Here is a 15929-nt window from a genome sequence, read left to right as displayed (position 1 = left end):
CTCATGAAAATTGGCATTGAGTATATAAGCCTCTTCTTAAATAAATGCATCAAAATAACCAAACCACGACGAGAACCGATTTAATCGCCTAGTGAAAGACCAAGTTTTGAGATGCCTGGTGAACTTCCAGGCAGCTCAAAATTGCGTCGGCAGCGTTCCAGTCCCATATCGCGCCCCGACCCGGAACCGGCATTGAACATCCAATCAAACAACAACCTCTCACTAATATCTAGAATACCAACCCTTGCGAAAATGAAACGGAACAGAAACAATAGCAAAAAAAATCAACAACAAAATCGAAAAAGCAATCAAACTAAAAAAGATCTTAAACCCAGTTTTAACCCATTCAATACGTTCATTAATATCTTCAAAAGAAGCGCTCTCCTTATCACTATAAGGATCAGACACAAACGGCTCAACCTGTGTTCCCATCTTCAAACAAAGCTTAACAGCAGCATTGATCTGATATTGCTGGTCAAAATAACGCAATGCTGGGTTCAACCAGAATTTTAGCTTCCAAAACTTATAGTCCGTCAAATAGCGATTAGTGTTCGAAGATGGCTCCCAGTAGGCTGCTTTATCCTTCAGCGATATGATCAAAAAATTACGTCCATATTCCAATTGCTCGTAATATTTCTCATCATCGAACAAATATCTTTCTTGATCGGTTTCGTGAAATTTATCAATCAAAGTCGACACATAATACTGCCTTTGTTCTTCGTCCGATGGGGAGTGACAGTCATTGACATATCCTCCAGTGGGATCTTATCGACGATGATCAAGGTCACATTTTCTTTATTCTTTAATTTCTTATTCATTGTATTGATCTGATCGACTTGATTTTGGGTCAAATACTCTTTGTCTTCATAAATGTATTGGCCGATGTTAGTGTCAGCGGGGATGTTCTGGTCGTATTCGCTCTCAGCCTTGGTTTCGTGAGGATATGAGAAGAAAGTTAACCCTGCAAAAATCAGGGCGGCTAGCGAGATGATCTTGGACATTTTTAGTTCTCCGTATGTTAAAGTTAGCTTTAAGTATAACAGTATAAAACGTTTTCATGGAAATCTTTTGCCGAATTTTTAGATATTAGTGAAAATAGGGAGTAGACTACTAGATATAATTAACTTATTTGGGGATGTTATAGAGTTTTGAAACTTAAATCGATACTATTAATTCTTATACCGACTTTTCTCTTCAGTTCGATGGAAATCGCTTTGAAGATCGCAGGAAGTTCCTTCAATCCGGTCGAATTGAATTTTATCCGATTTTTGATAGGTGGATTGGCACTATTTCCATTCGCCTTATCGTACATGCGTAAGCACAGTATTTTATTGAAAAAAAAGGATTTCTGGCACTTTGCTAGTACGGGATTCGTGATTGTAGTCTTGAGTATGTCGCTTTATCAACTCTCGATCCAATTGACTGATGCTTCGATCGTTGCCATTATGTTGAGTGCCAACCCAATTTTTGGCTTGATCATTGGATTCGTCTTTTTACGCGAGAAGCTATCACGTACTAATATTTTTGCCTTAGTTTTGACGTTGATCGGTCTCTTGGTCATCATCGATCCATTCCATTTGAAGAATCCAGTTGGGATCACTTTGGGACTATTATCTTCTATCTTGTTCGGTGTTTACGGCGTAATGTCGCGAGTCAACAGCCACAAGATCGGGATCAACGCATTAGCCATGACTTGTTTTTCATTCTTATTCGGTGCCGGGGAACTCGGTATCTTGATGGGATTGAGTCACACGCCACTTGCTTCAGTTATTCCTAGCAACTACAGTCAGTTCGTTAATATTCCATTTTTCCAAGGGATCAATTTACAAACACTACCACTGATCCTTTATATCTCAGTCTTAGTTACTGGTGCAGCCTTTGGCTTGTACTTCTTAGCAATGGATGAAGTCGGAGTGGTCCAAGCTTCCTTGATATTCTTAGTCAAACCAGCATTGGCACCGATCTTGTCGCTCTTTATTTTGGGTGAAGCATTGCTACCAAGAACCGTTATCGGTATCATCATTATCTTATTAGGTTCGATGATCACTTTAGTTGGTGCCAAGATCGCTTACGGTGTTATTTCACTGTTCGTTCGAGATTCCAAACGGCCTAAACAAGAAGTTGAAGCCGAAATGGAACGTGATATGGAAAATCTTCCTTCAGACGACCGGACTAAGGACACTTTGAAGAAGTCACTTAAATCAACTATCGATTCTCAACATACTGCATCGCGGTTGCATCATGAATCTGCTAAATAAAAATAGACTAGCTTGAATTTTTCAAGCTAGTCTATTTTTTTGGCTTTGTATGAATTAGTGAGGATATGGTTTCCAGTTTAGAAACTGCTAGTTGGCAAGATTTAGTTTGCGTAAAATAGTGCTGGATATTTTTGTTGCCAAACTTGCTGCGGTTTGGATAGTGGTGTTTTGTATTATCCTTAAGGATGTTGAAACGAGCTCCAGGCGACAGCGGCCTCCGGTTTAGCAACTGTTAGCAGGCACGGCTACGCCACACCTTTGTGCTGACAGTCCCTAAATCCTCAGCAGCTGACCGTCGCCTTCCGCTCTCTGTGTTTAAAACCTCAGCAGCTGACCAACCTCGTGCTCTCTGCTTTTTTATTTTGCTGTGTGATTGAATTTGTTGAATAGTAAGGTGATGACACCTAAACCTATAATAACTACCGCACCGTATGCGATCCCAGCGCCGAAGCTGGTTAAACCTGATTGGATTAATGTTTGTCCTAGCATGTTCTACATCTCCTGTTTATCGGATTTGAGGCTATTATATGTCCGGAAGATCGATAAGTTAAGCAGATAGACTTGGATAATTTGCTACTGTTTTATTTGGCGTATGCCAAAATTTCCACGTTGATATTTTCCTGACTTTTATCACTTTGACGATTTAATATCTTTTATAAAAAGAATATTTTTCTTCGATCATTTCAGTGATTTTGGCCTGCGTTTTTGATTATCTCACACTAGGGTACTTATTGATACATTGTTATTTATTTAATTTGAACAATGATTTGTAAATCAAAATTAATCATGCAATGTTGCTTCATATTGATTTTTTTTAAAATTTAGATAATTGGCATATAATTCAAAAATATCGTTCAACTTGTGGACATTTAGCTTGAATATTTCGGAGATCTTATTTAATCGATAATTGGTCGTATTTCGATGAATGTGCAGTTGGTCAGATGTCAGACTAATATTGCCGTCACACTTGAGGTAGTAAGCTAAAGTATCGATCAGCTCTTGGCCAGTGCTGCTTTTTGATAGTGATTCGAAGGTATCTTGGATACTTTTATCGACCAAATTATCAGCCAGCAACTGATCGACAAACATAACATCTTGATAGTAGGGTGTTTTGTCGAGATCGAAAATATCGTTGATATAAATAGTTCTTTGCGCCTGTTTTTGAGCGCTAGCCAGTTGGTTATTTTTTTGACTAATTCCTAGTTTGATATTTAATTCACAACACTGATTTAAGTATTGATCTATTTGCTTATGATGTTGAGTGATGATGATCAGTTTGTTTGGGGCGGTCGACACGGCATAGTCGTTTTCAGCAATCTGAATTTTGCTATTGTGGTCGCTGATGGCAACTAAGACGTAGCGTGGTTCTTGAAGATCGATATTTAGATCTACAGCCTCAGAAATCAATTCAGGATATTTGGCGATGTCGTCAGCAACTTCAAGCCATTGGTATAAGAAACGGTTGAGACGACTTTTGTATTGCGTCCGCGGTTGATTGTTATAGTTTTGCGAGATCAATAGCTCAGTCGCTACTTTCAACAGCGAAGCCAAAGGAGCAACTATTTTAGGATCACCAGTTATCCCAACGACGCCGATGGTTTGTTGTTGAAATTTGACCGGCATATTCACGCCTGGTTGACCATGAATACCATAAGATTGGACCATTGGTAATATTTGATCAGAATCGATCGAGTCGATCGCACCAACGTGCAAAGTATTGATCCGTGACTTGTCGCCACTAGCGATGATGTAGCCTTTTTCGTTCATGATGTTGATATTGTAGGGGATGGTTTTCATCATCTTATCGACGATGGATTGTGCAAGTTTCGGATCAAGTTTCATAGTGGTAACCTCACTTTATTGTGAAAAAAAGTATAAATGGTAGCGAAATACAGCAAATTTACTAAATAAAAGATATTGATCATAATTGTGCGTTTAATTAATTTATATTCCTAATGATAAAAAATAATATTGATGTATCAGTGATTGTATAACAAAATAGTTTTTTAAACAAATAATTTTGTGCAAATGCACATTGCTAAGAAAACGGTATCATTATATTATATTCGTTGAAATGAATTTGAGATATTTTTCTCAAACATAGGGTGATGTTTTAAAATGACCATTGCTTGGTGGGCTGCCTTGATCGGCTTAGCCTTAGCTATAATTTTGATTTTATTAAAGATCAATCCTGTTTATTCATTAATGATCGGTGCAATAATCGGTTGCTTAATCGGGGGGATGGACCTCGTTCAAACGACTGATATTGTCATCAAAGGTGGCTCCAGTGTTATGGGGACGATCGTGCGAGTGATCTCTGCCGGTGTCCTAGCTGGAGTCATGATGGAGTCGGGAGCGGCAAATGTGATCGCTCGAAGTATCGTTAAAAACTTCAATGATCGACTAGTCATCTTTGCCTTAGCACTTTCTGCGTTAGTATTAACGGCTGTCGGGATCTTCATTCCAGTTGCCGTCTTGATCGTCGCACCAATCGCCTTAGAAGTTGGGCAAAAAATGCACTACAGTAAACTATCGTTATTAGTAGCTCTATCTGGTGGAGGAAAAGCGGGGAATATCATTTCTCCCAATCCTAACACTATCGCTGCAGCTAAAGGCTTCAACGTTGATCTAGCACAAGTAATGATCGCCGACTTTGTGCCAGCGGTCGTCGGCTTGATCGTGACCGTGATCTTAGCTAATATCGTCAAAAACAAAGGGACCTTTGTCCCCGAAGATATGAAGTTTACGGTTGCTGAATCTAAAGATCTACCTAGTTTGAAATCAGCTATTGTCACACCTTTAGTAGCGATCGTCCTACTATTGATCACACCAGTAGGCGACATTTTAGGCATCAAAGCTTTAGCCGGGATCAATCTCGATGCCATGTACATTTTGCCAATTGCCGGATTAGCCGGAGCATTAGCCATGAAACGGGGCAAAAAATTTATCGAGTATATGGCCAAAGGTCTAGGTAGAATGACCGATGTTGTCATGATCTTGATCGGTGCTGGAGCAATCGCTGGGTTGATCGGTGCTTCGGACCTACCACAAAAAGTGGTCGAAGTCGTGAAAACTGCCGGAGTTTCCGGAACCTTCTTAGCTCCGATCGCTGGTATCCTAATGGCCGCTGCCACAGCATCAACTTCAACTGGTGTTATCTTAGCTTCCAACTCATTCAGTAAATCGATCTTATCTTTCGGAATTTCCGGAACTGGTGCCGCAGCTATGGTCCATACTGGTGCGACCGTGATCGATCAATTGCCACATGGTAACTATTTCCACGTTACTGCTAAAGCAGTCAAGATGGACTTTAAAGAAAGAATGAGCGTTGTATTTTGGGAAATGTTAGTTGGTCTGTCGATGACGATCGTTGCCACGTTGATGTACGGAAACTTTTTCTAGGGGGATGTAAAAATGAAAATCGTATTAGCACCAGATTCATTCAAAAACTCGTTAACAGCTAAACAAGTAGCTCAATCGATGGAAGCAGGGCTCAAACAAGTTTTACCCGATGCTGAATATCGACAAGTGCCAATGGCCGATGGTGGCGAAGGAACGGTGCAATCTTTAGTCGACGCCAAAAATGGTCAGATCTTGACCGAAGGAGTTCTGGATCCTTTAGGAAATAAAGTCGACGCACATTTTGGCTTGATCGATGAAGGAAAAGTTGCTGTCATCGAAATGGCGGAAGCTAGCGGCATCCAATACATCAACCAGCAGACCCAAAATCCTTATATCACCACTACCTATGGAACTGGTCAGTTGATCAAGGCTGCTATCAAAACCGGCGCAAAAACGGTCATTATCGGCATCGGTGGTTCAGCGACCAATGATGGTGGAGCCGGTATGGCACAAGCTCTGGGAGCAAAATTGCTGAATAAAAACGGCGAAGCAGTACAATTTGGCGGAGCAGACTTGATCAATTTAGCTAAAATTGATGTCAGTTCAATGATGCCAGAATTAAAAAACGTCAAAGTTATCATCGCTTCAGACGTCACCAATCCCTTAACCGGACCAAATGGTGCTTCTCACGTCTTCGGACCGCAAAAGGGAGCCACTCCCGAAATGGTCGAAGTATTGGACCAAGCACTGTCGCACTATGCAGACATCATCAAACAAGATCTACATCTGGACTTAGAACAAAAAGCTGGGGCCGGTGCTGCCGGAGGTTTAGGTACAGGATTACTAGCCTTCACGAATTCAGAAATGCAGCCGGGAGTAAAAATCGTCGTCGAATATACCGGATTAAAAAAACAGGCTGAGGGAGCAGACTACGTCTTCACTGGTGAGGGTCAGATCGACTTTCAAACTAAGTATGGTAAAACACCCATGGGAGTGGCACAAGCAGTTAAAGAGGTCAATCCCGATGTGAAAGTTATCGCCATTGCCGGAAGTGTCGGTGAAAGAACCGAAGAACTGTATCCTATCGGAATAGATGCCATCTTCAGTTGTGTACCTGTAGTCGAGGATCTTGAAACTGCCATCAAAGACACCGATCCTAATATCCAAAAAGTTATCAAGAACATTGGACGATTGATAATGAAGTAAGGTTAATCATAACCATATGTATATAAAAAGAGCAGGCCAGTTCGGTCTGCTCTTAATTGTTATCCATATTAGCTTCGATAAAATATTCAAATAATCGATTCTTCGTGATCTTGCCGATCACCTGAAAACTCTTAGCATTTTTAACTACTGGCAATGAATCGACTTCATGTTGCAACAATAGTTTTCCCACTTCCATGATAGTCATGTCTGGAGTAACGGTGATCAAATTCGGCATCCTAGTCATCACCATACTTGCGACCATTGATTCAGTGTCGCGATTGCTGACAGTGACCGCTAAGAGATCTTTTCGAGAAATTAGTCCGAGTAGTTCTTGATTATCGTCCACCACGTAAAGTGAGCCAGCATCCTTTAAGAACAAGCTATTGACGCATTCTTGCAAGGTGGTGTTAGGCTCGACCAATGCTGGTTTTTTGACGATTGTAGAGATCTTTTTGTCATATAGTTTGGAGTAATTTAGACGGTTTTGTTCCATACCGGTATACTCGTAGCCGACTTTTGGCCGCGAATCGAGAATGCCAACAACGGTCAAAAGCCGCAGATCACCCCTGATCGTAGGCACACTGAGCCCTAGTTTAGTGGCGATTTGCTCACTAGTCATTGGACTAGTTTTCTTAGTCATATTGATTATTTGCTGCTGTCTGTTAGTTAGCTCCATCTTGATTACCCCAATATTCTGACTGATTTGAAAGTGACAGATAGTATTATATATATAATCACTTTAAGTGGCAATTAATACGTTATATATAGTATAAACTCACTGAAAAAAAACCGACACGTTTGTGCCGGCTATTTGAGGGAAGAGTATTGTAGCTCTTGTCGTGTATTTTCCAGTTTAGGGGTTAAGAAAATTTTCGAGGAGTGACCTTATTTTGAGCTACAATCCTATGGGCTCATCTTTTCGTGTTGAGCTGTGCGGGAGTTCAGCATGACAGTAGATGAGCTTGATGAACATGGGTAGTGAGCTAATTTATACGTAATTTTAGCTGAAAAATGTTTGTTTCGTCATAAATGTACAGTCCAGCCTCAATATAACGTAACAATTAACAATTCCAATATATAATACATCATAATAAATTGCAAGCGAATCCAAAACGTTTATAATTAAATTTATAGCTAAAACTTGTTGTTAATCAATTTCTTTTACCTACAATTCAATTAATCTAACTAAGAATGGAGACTGACATGAAGTACGAAAGCCGTAAGCAAGAAAAAAATCTATACTCGACCCGCAAGAAACCGATGATCGTCAATGTTCCGGAACAAAAGTTTTTTTCGATCCATGGCATCGGTGACCCTAACCAAAGTGGATTTCAAGAACGTATTCAAACACTTTATCCGATAAGTTATGGATTGAAATTCGCCTATAAGAAATATTGCACCGATAGGGATGTTGAGTTCGATGACTATGTAGTCTTTCCGCTGGAAGGCGTTTGGTCGTTGACTGAGCGGGGGCAACAGATGGATCATTTATATAAAAACGAGTTTGAGTATGACGTGATGATCAGGATCCCGGATTTTGTGCCAGATAATGTGATCGAACAAAGTGTTGAAGTTACCCGTCAGAAGAAGGATCTTCCTTTGCTTGACCAGGTTGAAGTCAAGACTTATCCGGCCATCCAAGCGGCACAGATCTGCCATGTTGGAAGTTATGATGATGAACCAGCTAGTTTTGATAAGATCGATTTGTTGGTGAAGGAAGCGGGATTGATGCGTGCCTCGAAGGTCCATCGAGAGATTTATTTGTCTGATGCTCGCCGAGTCGAGCATGACAAGTTGAAGACGATATTAAGATATCAAATAAAATAATATTACTTTTTTGAGGTTAAATTGTTGCTATCTGATTTAATACCTGCTAGTATCATCAGTGGACTTAGTAATTATTACTATTAACGACGACTTCCTTTGGTTTCAATAAATTTTGTACAAGGGTGGTACGTGAATGGCACGTAAAGCAAAGATTGAACGTGAGAAACGCTTGCAACAGACTGTTGCTAAGTATGCTTCTTTACGTCAGAAATTGAAGGATGAAGGAGATTACGAGGCTTTGAGTAAGTTGCCTCGTGACGCTTCTCCTACTCGGTTACATTCTCGAGATAAGATCGACGGTAGACCCCATGCTTATTTGCGGAAGTTTGGGATGTCACGGATTAATTTTAGAAATTTGGCACACCAGGGTCAGATCCCTGGTGTTCGCAAAGCTAGCTGGTAGTTTTTTAGCTGCTGGCTGGTGCCTCCTCATTTACGTTATGGCTTTGGACGTTTGTTCCAAAGCCATTTTTTTGTATAGATGTAAGTGAGCTATGGCAGACAGAAGCGTTTTGCTTGGGGCACGTTTTGTTAGTTTGTTTGGTGTTGGGGTGTGGAGGTAGTATTTTGGGTGCTACGTTCAATGCCGACTCCGGGGCCCGGGGATACAGACGCTGGAACGTGGTGGGCACATTTTGAACCAATCGAGCAAAAGGCGCTCGCTTGTTTCAAAACTGCACCTTCATCTAAGCTCCTTCGTCGCCAAGATGAATTTCACCACTGAGGTCTGTATCCCCGGGCCCCTCCGTCTAGATGGTATGCGATATCCCCCCCTTGGTTGAGATTTACCGATTTATTTCGTACAAATTGGCACTGTTTGCGCGTCCTATTCCTCACATGTCTATCTCAGACTATATTTTTGTTGGTAAGATCAAAAGCCTAAACCCAAACCTGAACCCAAACCTGAAGCCAAACCTGAACCCAAACCTGAACCCAAACCTGAACCCAAACCCAAACCTAAAATCTTGAATTGTTTTTATTTGTTTTCCTTTCTTTTTGCTTTCGCTTCTGGGCTTGCGTGCTCGTTTCTCGCACTCTCGCCTTTTTGGGGCTTCCTTTTTCTTTTTATTTTTTTTCTTCTATATATGGCATGGTTTTTCTTTTTGTTGTATCCTTACTAGGAGAAGTTTTTGGAGAAGTGATTTTATGAATGATTCTGGTGTTGTTGCTGTTCGTGATTTTTTGAAGGATCGCGATTTGGATGCTTTTTTGATTAGTGATAAGGAAGATCAATTTTATGTGGCTAATTATTCAGGGGACGATGGGTTTGTAGTTGTTTCTGCTGATGAGATTTTTATTGTTACTGATGCTCGCTTTTTTTCACAGATTAAGGCTGAATGTCCTGATTGTGTGATTGTTGATGTTGCGAAGTCTTCTTTGGCTGATTTTTTGGCTGAGAAGTTTTCTAAGGTTGCGATTGAATCTGGTAGTTTGTTGACTAAGGATTATTTGACTTTGGTTGATAAGGGTCTTGCTACTGTTGATGGTGACTTGGTGGTTAAGAAGGCGCGGATGTTTAAGTCTGCTGCTGAGATCGAGTTGCTTCAAAAGGGTGCTTCGATTTGTGATCAGGTGTTTGATCATATTGGTGATTTTATGAAGGTTGGTCAGTCTGAATTGGCTGTGGCTGATGAGATCGAGCGTTTTGGTAAGTCGCTGGGGGCTGAGAAGCTTTCTTTTGATACTATTGTTGCTTCTGGTGTTCGTTCGGCTTTTCCACATGGTGGTGCTTCATCTAAGATTATTGAAACTGGCGATGTGGTTACTTTAGACTTTGGCTTTGTTGTTGACGGTTACTTCTCGGATATTACTCGGACTGTTGTGATGGGTGAAGCTTCTGAGGAAGTTAAGAAGGTCTATGGTCTTGTTCAAAAAGCTGAAGGGATGGGGATTCGTTTTGCTCCTATGGTCGAGACTTTTGGTGATCTTGATCGTGTTGTTCGTGGCTTTATTAACGATACTGAATACGGTCCTTTTATCCACGGTACTGGTCATGGACTTGGTTTGGTCTGCCACGATTATCCTATTATTAGGACTTCTAATAACGATCAGTTGGAAGCTAATATTGTCTTCACGGTTGAACCGGGACTTTATTTAGAAAATAAATTCGGTGTTCGGATCGAAGATGATGTTTATAAAGATGAAGCTGGGAATATGATTAGACTAACTAATTCAACGACTGATTTGATCGAAATTAAGTAACTGATTCAAAAAATGTAAATATTTTTCTTCAAAAAGGCATCCGCAAGGCGGATATCTTTTTATTATAATACTTATATAGAGATGCAAGAAAAAGTAATATAATTTAAAATTATTTATCATAATTTGACACATTCATTTTAGAGTGGTTATATTATTAAACAGACATTTCTTAAGATAATAATAACCAAATTATTATTACCAAGCCGTTTCTTGCATTGAAGGATGTTTTATATCTTACAATTTTGTAAGCAATTTGTAAGGCAATGGAATGTTCAATCGATTTATATAGAACTATGATAAACAGCGTGTTTTCAACAGTTCTTGAGGTGAATGAGGTGAGAGAGTTGATGATCAGGATTTTAAACTTCTTGAAGAAACCAGCATCGGTTTTTGTTTTACGGACCATCTTTTATTTTGCAATATTATTAGTTCTTCTTTATATATACGGATATAACGGTGTTGGAAGTGCCAAATTTATTTATAATGATTTTTAGGTAAAAAAAGGAGAAAAAAATGAACTCAATTATTGATAGGATCACCCGCATTGCCCAAGAATATCCTGATAAGATTTGTTATCACAATGGTAATGTGCAAGCTACGTATCAACAGCTTGATCAACAATCAGATAAAGTTGCTAGTTTCATTCAAGCTAAGAACCTTCCTCAAAAGAGTCCGATCTTTGTTTTTGGTGGACAACAATTTGAGATGTTAGCTCTCTTCTTAGGTGCTATCAAAGCGGGACATGCTTACATCCCGGTCGATGATGGATCTGATCCGCAACGGATCCAACAGATCAACATGGTCGCTAAACCTTCTTTAGTATTAAATTGGAGCGATAAGAGCAACTTTGGTATCGATACGACGATCTGTGAACAAGATCAGTTAAAAGAGGTTCTCAGCGCCGACCACAAGGATTATGACAAGACACGATCAGTTGGTCCTGATGATAACTTCTACATCATCTTCACCTCTGGTACGACTGGAACTCCTAAGGGCGTACAGATCAGTACTAATAACTTGCTCGATTTCGTGGATTGGGTCGATAAGACTTATCACTATAACAGCGACACTAAGGTCATGCTGCAAGCGCCGTTCTCATTTGACCTTTCAGTTTTCTCCATCTATCCAGGGTTGACTAACGGAGCAACGCTCGAAGTCCTCGATAAGCATACAGCGAAGAACTTGCCGTTGTTGCAGCAAGCGATCCTTAATTTACAAGCAACTACTTGGATCTCGACACCATCGTTCTTTGAAATGTGTATGTTCTTCAGAGAATTCAACGCAGAAACTTTACCTCAGTTGAACAAATTTATTTTTTGCGGTGAAGAATTGACGCATGTTACTGCTGAGAAACTTCTGAAGAGATTTCCAAACGCAGAGCTATTTAATACTTACGGTCCAACGGAAAACACTGTGGCGATCACATCGATCCAGATCACGCCACAAAATTTACCACAATTTGATCGTTTGCCGATCGGCTACTTGAAGTCAAATATGGAACATCATTTGGCTAATGTTGAAGAAAAAGACGGCGAAAGAGTTGGGGAATTGGTAGTTAGCGGACCGGATGTTTCCAAAGGTTATTTGAACAATCCCGTTCAGACTGATAAAGCTTTCGAGACTATTAATGGTAAGAAATTTTATCATACTGGCGATATGGTCAGCGAAGACGATAATGGCTTGCTATTTTATAAAGGTCGGACCGACTTCCAGATCAAGATGCACGGTTATCGGATCGAGTTGGAAGAAGTCGACTCTTTATTGACCAACTTGGTTGAAGTTAAACAATCCTGCACGGTTCCTTTGTATAACAGCAAGAAACAAGTTAACAAGATCATCGCTCATGTTGTTTTGGACGATAAGTACAAACATCTTGAGCCCAAAGAACTTAACAAACAGATCAAGGCCGAATTAAAGCAAAATACCATGGATTACATGATCCCTAATGTATTCAAATTCGTCGACCAGTTGCCTATCAGTAAGAACGGAAAGATCGATAGAAAGGCATTGATAGGCGAAGTAAATGCATAATATTACACCGTACAGCAGTCCAACTTATTTTATTTACTTACTGATTTTGTTGCTGCCGATCATGATAGGTTTGTACAACGGCAAGAGGTTTAGAGTTTATGAGACTTTTGCCACGATCATTATTTTGATCACCGCATTCTTCGGTGGAAACATGAGTCAAGGTATCTCACTGATCTGTTACATTCTCTACGAAATGGTCTTAGTACTTTCGTACTTAAGATATCGGACTAAGAAAGATTCAAAGAATGATTTCTGGGTCTTCTTCTGGTCAGTTATCTTAGCTATCATTCCGTTAGTCTTCGTTAAGTTAGATCCATTGATCAACAACGCTACGATCTCGCTCTTCGCATTTATGGGAATTAGTTATTTGACCTTCAAATCGGTTGAAATGATCATGGAGATCCGTGATGGAGCAATCAAGGAAGTTAAGCCGTGGAAATTCATTCGATTCTTACTCTTCTTCCCAACCATCACATCTGGTCCTATCGATCGGTTCAGAAGATTTCAAAAGGATGTTTTGAAAGCACCATCACGAGAAGATTACGTCAAGCTGCTCAAGAGCGGTACTAACCGCTTGATGTTAGGCTTCTTGTACAAATTCATCATCGGATACGTCTTTGGTACTTTGTTACTACCAAAAGTTTCTGATCTAGCCTTATCGTATCAGCACCAAGCACCACTAGGATTATCTTGGTGGGTAGTTGCTTACATGTATGTTTACAGTATGTACTTGTTCTTCGATTTCGCCGGGTATTCACTCTTTGCTGTCGCAATCAGTAATTTCTTAGGCGTCAAGACACCAATGAACTTCAACAAGCCGTTCAAGTCACACAACATCAAGGACTTCTGGAATAGATGGCACATGACCTTATCCTTCTGGTTCCGTGATTTTATCTACATGCGGTTGATGTTCTTCATGATGAAGAAGAAATTAGTTAAGAATCGTGTCACAATGGCAAACTTAGGTTATCTAACTTTGTTCCTGATCATGGGATTTTGGCACGGTGAAACTTGGTTCTACATTGTTTATGGTCTCTTCCACGCGGGAGCAATGATCACAAACGACGCTTGGTTGAGATTTAAGAAGAGACACAAGAAATCGATTCCAAGCAACAAATTTACTGAATGTTTTGCTATCTTTTTAACATTCAATATCGTATGTTTCAGTCTCTTGATCTTTTCAGGATTTTTAAACACATTATGGTTTAGTTAAGGAGAATAATTATGGACGTAAAAGCAGGAATTATCGCAATTTTGAAAGATTTTACTGGTTTAGATGATATTGGTTCAGATCCAGATGAAAACTTATTCGCAGACGGTGTGCTAGATTCTATGGCAACGGTTGAAGTTTTAGTCGCAATGCAAGATAAATTTGATATTCAAGTACCAGTTTCAGAATTTGATCGTAATCAATGGAACACTGTTAACAAGATGGTTGACCGTGTAGGAGAATTGGAAGAAGCATAATACTATGAAGAAAAAACTATGGATGATTTTTGGACCTGTAATTATTGCCGTTGCAGCACTTTTGATCCTCCTTTGGACTCCGATCACGATCAAGAATGTGACTCCAGAAGAAGTCAACCAAGCTGCAACATCGCTAGATGCTCGTGTATTGAAGGGTGAAGACGTTAAAAATACTGCGGAAAAGGAAAATTACATTCCAATTATTGGATCATCAGAGTTATATCGGATGGATCCATTTCACCCATCTTCCATGGCCCAGAAATACCACTGGAAGAATCAACCCTTCCTGCTAGGTAATCCTGGTACAGCATCATTGACCCAAGCGATGAATATTAGTGGGATGACTAATCTCAGAAATCAAAAAGCTGTCTTTATCATTTCACCACAATGGTTTACTAAAAAGGGTGCTAGAAGTGACGCCTTTAAGTATTACTTCTCCCCACTTCAGATGTCTGGCTTTATTTTGAATTCAAATCATGGCGACAAAGATATGAATCAATATATTGCTAAACGTATCATACAATTAGGGATTAATAAGGGTCCCATTGAAAATGATGCAATTAGACGTATTGCTGCGGGGCAACAAATCACTTCACTAGAAAGATTTTACTTTGAGAGAAGTAGATCCAGTCTCCAAAGTCAAGATCTGTTGTTCGGTTCATCATTCTTGAATGATCACCAACAACGGATCGATAAGGCAACGGAACAATTGCCTGATGAATACAACTATAAGAATTTGAATAAACTAGCCACTAAGCTAGCCAAGGAACACTCGAGAGAAAATGATTTACAGATCGGTGATTCCTTCTATAGAAGACAATTGAATGCCCGGATCGCTCAGTTTAAGAATTCACACAGAAAAGCTGACTACTTGCATTCTCCAGAATACAACGACTTTCAAGCTGTGCTTTACATGTTTAAGCAAAACCACGTTCAAGTAATGTTCGTCATCCAACCTGTTAATAAGAAGTGGATGGAATATACTGGAATGCCTCAAAGTTCACTAGATAACTTTGATAAAAAGATCAAGTATCAATTGAATAGCCAAGGATTCCACAACATTGTCGATCTGACAACGGTGAAGAATTCTAACTATATTGCTGAAGATACTATCCATATGGGCTGGCGTGGTTGGCTTATGTTGGATAAGAAGCTCCATCCTTATTACCAAGACAAGCGGGCTGATCCTGCACAAACACTGTATAAGATGGATAATTATTTCTTAACTGAGGATTGGGCTAATGATTCTGATTTTTAATATTTTTAATTGATTTTTGAAGATACGACTGCGATTGTGGTCGTATTTTTTTTGTGCGCTGATTGCCGGTTCTGCGGGGGTTCCGGAAATATCGCTGTGGAACGGTGTGGACATCGATTTGAGCTCCTCGAAGAAACCCGCTTCGACGATCTCAAATACGAGTCTTCCACTAAGCTCCTTCGTCGCCAAGTGGAAACAGATTAAGATAGGTGAGTAAGTTAATTCTTGACGGAGAATTAATTTACTCACCTTTTTTTGATAAGGTGAATGTGAGATGTACGCCGTAAGTGAAATTGGCACTTGATGCCGTAGAGGAAACTGGCCATTTCGCTAAGGTC

General features: G+C 39.9%; 17 protein-coding genes. 12 read left to right on the top strand and 5 right to left on the bottom strand.

The genetic code is table 11. The features are described from left to right. Positions 1-222: 222 nt before the first annotated feature. Together EKM78_RS10575 and EKM78_RS10570 are read right to left on the bottom strand one after the other, a co-directional pair. The gene (locus EKM78_RS10575) at positions 223-699 is read right to left on the bottom strand and encodes a hypothetical protein (RefSeq protein ID WP_125772065.1); all 477 of its coding nucleotides are present in this window, start codon (positions 697-699) and stop codon (positions 223-225) included. Continuing rightward, entirely contained in the window at positions 687-1001 is a 315-nt protein-coding gene (locus EKM78_RS10570) for a hypothetical protein (protein WP_125772063.1), read from the bottom strand. Before EKM78_RS10570 ends, EKM78_RS10575 begins: the two co-directional genes overlap by 13 nt. A 147-nt stretch (positions 1002-1148) precedes the next feature. Here EKM78_RS10570 and EKM78_RS10565 point away from each other — a divergent pair, with 147 nt between their 5' ends. Further along, entirely contained in the window at positions 1149-2258 is a 1110-nt protein-coding gene (locus EKM78_RS10565) for a DMT family transporter (protein ID WP_125772061.1), read from the top strand. Positions 2259-2615: 357 nt separating this feature from the next. Here the strand turns inward: EKM78_RS10565 and EKM78_RS13330 are convergent, their stop codons facing one another. Beyond that, positions 2616-2747 (bottom strand): hypothetical protein, encoded by a 132-nt coding sequence (locus EKM78_RS13330; protein WP_281273627.1) that lies wholly within the window; start codon positions 2745-2747, stop codon positions 2616-2618. A 291-nt stretch (positions 2748-3038) separates the two neighbouring features. Then, positions 3039-4100, bottom strand: a complete 1062-nt coding sequence (locus EKM78_RS10560) for a CdaR family transcriptional regulator (RefSeq protein WP_125772059.1) — start codon at positions 4098-4100, stop codon at positions 3039-3041. Positions 4101-4376: 276 nt separating this feature from the next. Between EKM78_RS10560 and EKM78_RS10555 the strand changes: the two genes are divergently transcribed. Further along, positions 4377-5660, top strand: coding sequence for a GntP family permease (locus EKM78_RS10555; protein WP_125772057.1), 1284 nt, complete (start codon positions 4377-4379; stop codon positions 5658-5660). A gap of 12 nt (positions 5661-5672) precedes the next feature. Next, on the top strand, positions 5673-6806 hold the full coding sequence (locus EKM78_RS10550) for a glycerate kinase family protein (RefSeq protein WP_125772055.1): 1134 nt from the start codon (positions 5673-5675) through the stop codon (positions 6804-6806). 52 nt (positions 6807-6858) lie between these two features. On the opposite strand, the gene EKM78_RS10545 is transcribed toward EKM78_RS10550, so the two are convergent. Then, positions 6859-7482 (bottom strand): CBS domain-containing protein, encoded by a 624-nt coding sequence (locus EKM78_RS10545; RefSeq protein ID WP_125772053.1) that lies wholly within the window; start codon positions 7480-7482, stop codon positions 6859-6861. 527 nt (positions 7483-8009) lie between these two features. On the opposite strand from EKM78_RS10545, the gene EKM78_RS10540 reads away from it, so the two are divergent. The 9 genes from EKM78_RS10540 (at position 8010) to dltD (ending at position 15591) form a co-directional block, all read left to right on the top strand. Then, positions 8010-8633 (top strand): GyrI-like domain-containing protein, encoded by a 624-nt coding sequence (locus EKM78_RS10540; RefSeq protein WP_125772051.1) that lies wholly within the window; start codon positions 8010-8012, stop codon positions 8631-8633. Between the two features lie 133 nt (positions 8634-8766). Continuing rightward, positions 8767-9036: a 30S ribosomal protein S14 gene (rpsN, locus tag EKM78_RS10535; RefSeq protein ID WP_125772049.1), complete on the top strand. Its 270-nt coding sequence runs from the start codon at positions 8767-8769 to the stop codon at positions 9034-9036. A 168-nt stretch (positions 9037-9204) separates the two neighbouring features. Beyond that, entirely contained in the window at positions 9205-9357 is a 153-nt protein-coding gene (locus tag EKM78_RS12805) for a hypothetical protein (RefSeq protein WP_164507310.1), read from the top strand. A 422-nt stretch (positions 9358-9779) separates the two neighbouring features. Further along, positions 9780-10835, top strand: a complete 1056-nt coding sequence (locus EKM78_RS10530; RefSeq protein ID WP_125772047.1) for a M24 family metallopeptidase — start codon at positions 9780-9782, stop codon at positions 10833-10835. Between the two features lie 347 nt (positions 10836-11182). Next, positions 11183-11329 carry a teichoic acid D-Ala incorporation-associated protein DltX gene (locus EKM78_RS10525; RefSeq protein ID WP_125772045.1) on the top strand — a complete coding sequence of 49 codons (147 nt, stop codon included), beginning with the start codon at positions 11183-11185 and terminating at the stop codon, positions 11327-11329. Positions 11330-11348: 19 nt separating this feature from the next. After that, positions 11349-12866, top strand: coding sequence for a D-alanine--poly(phosphoribitol) ligase subunit DltA (gene dltA, locus EKM78_RS10520; RefSeq protein WP_125772043.1), 1518 nt, complete (start codon positions 11349-11351; stop codon positions 12864-12866). Then, positions 12859-14079 carry a D-alanyl-lipoteichoic acid biosynthesis protein DltB gene (gene dltB, locus EKM78_RS10515; RefSeq protein WP_125772041.1) on the top strand — a complete coding sequence of 407 codons (1221 nt, stop codon included), beginning with the start codon at positions 12859-12861 and terminating at the stop codon, positions 14077-14079. The genes dltA and dltB overlap by 8 nt, the downstream gene beginning before the upstream one ends. An 11-nt stretch (positions 14080-14090) precedes the next feature. Further along, positions 14091-14333, top strand: a complete 243-nt coding sequence (dltC, locus tag EKM78_RS10510; RefSeq protein ID WP_125772039.1) for a D-alanine--poly(phosphoribitol) ligase subunit DltC — start codon at positions 14091-14093, stop codon at positions 14331-14333. Between the two features lie 4 nt (positions 14334-14337). Beyond that, positions 14338-15591, top strand: coding sequence for a D-alanyl-lipoteichoic acid biosynthesis protein DltD (gene dltD / locus EKM78_RS10505; RefSeq protein WP_125772037.1), 1254 nt, complete (start codon positions 14338-14340; stop codon positions 15589-15591). Positions 15592-15929: the final 338 nt, after the last annotated feature.

The organism is Companilactobacillus furfuricola (assembly GCF_003946325.1).
GTDB classification, from domain to species: Bacteria; Bacillota; Bacilli; order Lactobacillales; family Lactobacillaceae; genus Companilactobacillus; species Companilactobacillus furfuricola.
The sequence above is the reverse complement of the archived record's forward strand: the minus strand, read 5'-3'. Positions and strand labels throughout refer to the sequence as shown.

What these genes read in the sequence shown, in the direction of transcription:
- EKM78_RS10550 (WP_125772055.1), top strand. Translation starts at nt 5,673, where the DNA reads ATGAAAATCGTATTAGCACCAGATTCATTCAAAAACTCGTTAACAGCT.
- dltD (WP_125772037.1), top strand. Translation starts at nt 14,338, where the DNA reads ATGAAGAAAAAACTATGGATGATTTTTGGACCTGTAATTATTGCCGTT.
- EKM78_RS10555 (WP_125772057.1), top strand. Translation starts at nt 4,377, where the DNA reads ATGACCATTGCTTGGTGGGCTGCCTTGATCGGCTTAGCCTTAGCTATA.
- EKM78_RS10525 (WP_125772045.1), top strand. Translation starts at nt 11,183, where the DNA reads ATGATCAGGATTTTAAACTTCTTGAAGAAACCAGCATCGGTTTTTGTT.
- EKM78_RS10570 (WP_125772063.1), bottom strand. Translation starts at nt 1,001, where the DNA reads ATGTCCAAGATCATCTCGCTAGCCGCCCTGATTTTTGCAGGGTTAACT.
- dltB (WP_125772041.1), top strand. Translation starts at nt 12,859, where the DNA reads ATGCATAATATTACACCGTACAGCAGTCCAACTTATTTTATTTACTTA.
- EKM78_RS10530 (WP_125772047.1), top strand. Translation starts at nt 9,780, where the DNA reads ATGAATGATTCTGGTGTTGTTGCTGTTCGTGATTTTTTGAAGGATCGC.
- EKM78_RS10540 (WP_125772051.1), top strand. Translation starts at nt 8,010, where the DNA reads ATGAAGTACGAAAGCCGTAAGCAAGAAAAAAATCTATACTCGACCCGC.
- EKM78_RS10545 (WP_125772053.1), bottom strand. Translation starts at nt 7,482, where the DNA reads ATGGAGCTAACTAACAGACAGCAGCAAATAATCAATATGACTAAGAAA.
- rpsN (WP_125772049.1), top strand. Translation starts at nt 8,767, where the DNA reads ATGGCACGTAAAGCAAAGATTGAACGTGAGAAACGCTTGCAACAGACT.
- dltC (WP_125772039.1), top strand. Translation starts at nt 14,091, where the DNA reads ATGGACGTAAAAGCAGGAATTATCGCAATTTTGAAAGATTTTACTGGT.
- dltA (WP_125772043.1), top strand. Translation starts at nt 11,349, where the DNA reads ATGAACTCAATTATTGATAGGATCACCCGCATTGCCCAAGAATATCCT.
- EKM78_RS13330 (WP_281273627.1), bottom strand. Translation starts at nt 2,747, where the DNA reads ATGCTAGGACAAACATTAATCCAATCAGGTTTAACCAGCTTCGGCGCT.
- EKM78_RS10560 (WP_125772059.1), bottom strand. Translation starts at nt 4,100, where the DNA reads ATGAAACTTGATCCGAAACTTGCACAATCCATCGTCGATAAGATGATG.